At 70.2% G+C, this 3,043-nt stretch carries 3 protein-coding genes and 1 pseudogene; 1 reads left to right on the top strand and 3 read right to left on the bottom strand.

Annotated elements, in window-relative coordinates:
* Positions 1–156 precede the first annotated feature (156 nt).
* Positions 157–495 (bottom strand): hypothetical protein, encoded by a 339-nt coding sequence (locus ACFVZH_RS40100; RefSeq protein WP_384905556.1) that lies wholly within the window; start codon positions 493–495, stop codon positions 157–159.
* Positions 496–760: 265 nt separating this feature from the next.
* On the opposite strand from ACFVZH_RS40100, the gene ACFVZH_RS40105 reads away from it, so the two are divergent.
* Complete coding sequence (locus ACFVZH_RS40105) at positions 761–994, top strand: DUF1918 domain-containing protein (RefSeq protein ID WP_384905558.1); 234 nt, start codon at positions 761–763, stop codon at positions 992–994.
* 51 nt (positions 995–1,045) lie between these two features.
* Here the strand turns inward: ACFVZH_RS40105 and ACFVZH_RS40110 are convergent, their stop codons facing one another.
* Positions 1,046–2,146, bottom strand: coding sequence for a L,D-transpeptidase (locus ACFVZH_RS40110; protein WP_384905559.1), 1,101 nt, complete (start codon positions 2,144–2,146; stop codon positions 1,046–1,048).
* Positions 2,147–2,292: 146 nt separating this feature from the next.
* Positions 2,293–3,043, bottom strand: a pseudogene (locus tag ACFVZH_RS40115) (hypothetical protein); the annotation flags it as partial.

Here is a 3,043-nt window from a genome sequence, read left to right on the forward strand (position 1 = left end):
GGTCAACTGGCGCCGCCGCCACGACGGCTTCTCCACCCTGCGGGCGGCACCGCCCTGCCTCCCGACTTCGGCCGGCGCCCGGCGGCCGCCTGGCTCTTCGACCGCGGCAAGATCGCCGCTCCCACAGGCGTTCCGGAGGCCGCAAAACGGGTGATTCTACCAGCTTTCCGCGGCGCCGTCGTGGTGGTCGCGGAAGACTTCGGAGCCCCGTCCGCCCTGGGGGAGGGGTGTCCAGTTCATGCAGAGCAGTGAGGCAAGGGCGACATATCCGCGTTCGGTGAGCTGCTGGTCGACCGTGCGGGGCCAGTCGCCGCTGGCCTGGAAGCTGTCACGCAGGGCGGCGTCGGGTCTTTCCAGTAGGGATACCTGCCAGCCTCCCCTCGGGGCGGGGTAGGCCACCGCATACAGGGGTGCCGCACAGGACCGGACGGCCTGAAGGACGTCAAGGTCCCAGGACGGGGGAGGGGCTGCCAGGTCGAGCGGGGGGTTTCTCATGAACGCTCCGGGAGTTCACGGTCAGGGTAGGTAGCCAGGACCTTATGCCCGGCAGGCAGCGACAGCGAGCAGCCCGGCCTTGGAGCTCCGGCTCCGGCGTTTCGTTCGAAGGGGAGAGCTGGAAGCAAGGAGACCGGCCGGGCTGGTGGACTGGATGCCGGCGGCGGCCTTTCCCTGATGCGCCTTTGTGGTGATGGGCGCACACTTGAGGACGTCAGTCACGTCCCGGCTGTCCGGCCGGGGCCGATATGAAAGGGGTGCCGGGATGCGGGCGAAGGAGGGCGATGTGCTGCGGTTTTTGGGCCGGAAGGCCAGCTCCGCCGGGCACCGCGTGAGGGTGGTGGAGGTTCTCGGGCCGGAGGGTGAGGCGCCGTACCGGGTGCGCTACGACGACGGACACGAAAGCGAAGTCTTCCCCGGCCCCGGCTGCACCGTCGACTCCTCCGCACCACGCACCGCCGCGAAACCGGCAGACTCGTCCCGCTTCTCGCCGGTATGAGACCGGTGGTGGACGACGCTCGGCCATCGAGCAGGACCGGTTCCCTACGGCTCAGAACAGGGGGGTCATGCGCGGAGCGGCCGAGACGGGGATGGGTTCCGTGGCCGGTGGGGATGGCAGGGCGCTGCCCGCTCGCCACTGCGACCAGCCGAGGTTCCAGTCGCCGTAGCCGTTGTCGAAAGCGCCCATCTTCGGTCCGGGGCCATTGAGGACGCGGATGACGTCACCGGGTGCGAGGGTGCGGTAGAGCCAGGCGGCGTGGCCGGTGCTCATGCCGGTACAGCCGTGGCTGACATTCGCCCTGCCGTGGGCATCGGCCGACCAGGGCGCGGCATGCAGATACTCCCCGCTCCAGGTGATCCGGACGGCATGGCGGACGTCCAGGTCGTAAGCGTCGGGACTGTCCTTGGGGATGCCGATGGACTCGCCCTTCATCCGGATCACCGGCTGCTTTTCCAAGACCACTTTGATGCCAGTGCGGGTTTGGTACCCCTCCTTGCCGGTGGTCACCGGAATCGTCCTGAGGGCTTGGCCGTTGCGGTAGACGGTCATGGAGAACCGGGCGACGTCGGTGACCGCCTCGATGTGGTGCCCCGTGGTGATCCTCAGCGCTTTGGACCGGCCGCCGTACAACCCGTCCGTGATCTTCACCCCGTCCAGGGCGCTGCGGGCGGTGATGACCGCGTGCGCGGGCCAAAAGGACGGGGGCCGGAAGTGGAGGGTCCGCGTGTCCACCCAGTGCCAGGACCCTCCGGCGTCCGGGACGGACGTCACCCTCAGCCCACGCTCGACCACCGCCCGCGCCGACCGGTCGCCCCCCGGCAGAGGGTGACTCAGATGGGCGGTCAGCGGCTGCCCCACCCCATACACCCCCGGTCCGGGACCGAACCGGACGGTCAGCGCCCCAGCCCCGGCCGGCCGCGCACCAGCCCTGAACCGCAGCAGGGAGGCGGTCCCCGCCCACGGTGCACCCGGCGCGGCGGGAGAAACCAGGCCGGACCGAACAGGCCCGCCAGACGTGGCGGCGGTCCGGTCCGTGTCCCGGTACACGCCCGCAGGCGCCTGCCCTGCCGGGTGCGCCAGGGGAGCCATCAGGATCAGTCTCGCGGACACCGGCAGAATGCCCCGCATCCATACGGCACGCACCGGCATACCCACCTCCTGGCACGACAGACAGCACGGGCAGAAGAGACGTCACCTGCATGATCAACGCGCCCACCCGCCGGCGCGACCCGGCCGCGGCCAACCGAGACCCTGCCGCCGCCGGCCGTGGGTGACTTGGGGCTGCCGGGTGGCGTTTACCTCGCATGCCCACTACGACGATGCGGCCGCGGCCCGCGATCGGCACACAGCGCACCGGCGAAACGGTTCCCCTCGCCAGCTTGGAGCCAATTTATGACGAACTGGTGCAGGAATGGCGAAACGCCGGACGGCTTATCCCCGGGCGTGACGACGAAGAATGGACCGCGCTGACCAGCCCCCTCTCTTGACCCCACGCCCTGACCCACCCCTCCCGCATGAACTTGGTGCTCACGCCGGTGCGGGACGGCTGGCGCTTGCCTGATTGGCCGTCGGGGCCGGATGGTCTTGCCCCTCAGTGCGGGGTCAGGTGTTGGATCTTGATCCAGTCGCGGGTGCGGCGTCCGGGCAGGTAGGGGCTGGAGGAGGCGTTTGGCGACCACGCCGTCGTAGCCCTCGGCGCGGGTCTGCTCGAGTGCCTGGGCGGCAGGTGCAGGCCAGGCCGCGGGTACGGCGATGTGGGGGCCGGTCAGGGCGAGGTCGTCGAGGAGGTCCCGCCGCGAGGTGTAGGGCAGCTGGATGACCGGCTGGCCCAGGTGCAGGATGTCGAAGATCATCAGCTGGACGGGCAGATCCTCCAGCGCATGGGTGACCGCGTCGGGGTGGTGCAGGCTCATCCGCTGCTGCAGCCGTTGCACCGACGGCCGGCCGTCATCGCCCGAGGCGATGATCTCCCCGTCGAACACCGCTTCCGGCGCGGGCAGCATCCCGGGCAGTACCTGGAGCTCGGGGTACTGGGCGGTGACGTCC

Origin of the sequence: Streptomyces sp. NPDC059534, assembly GCF_042743475.1 — a bacterium.
Classification (GTDB): Bacteria; Actinomycetota; Actinomycetes; order Streptomycetales; family Streptomycetaceae; genus Streptomyces.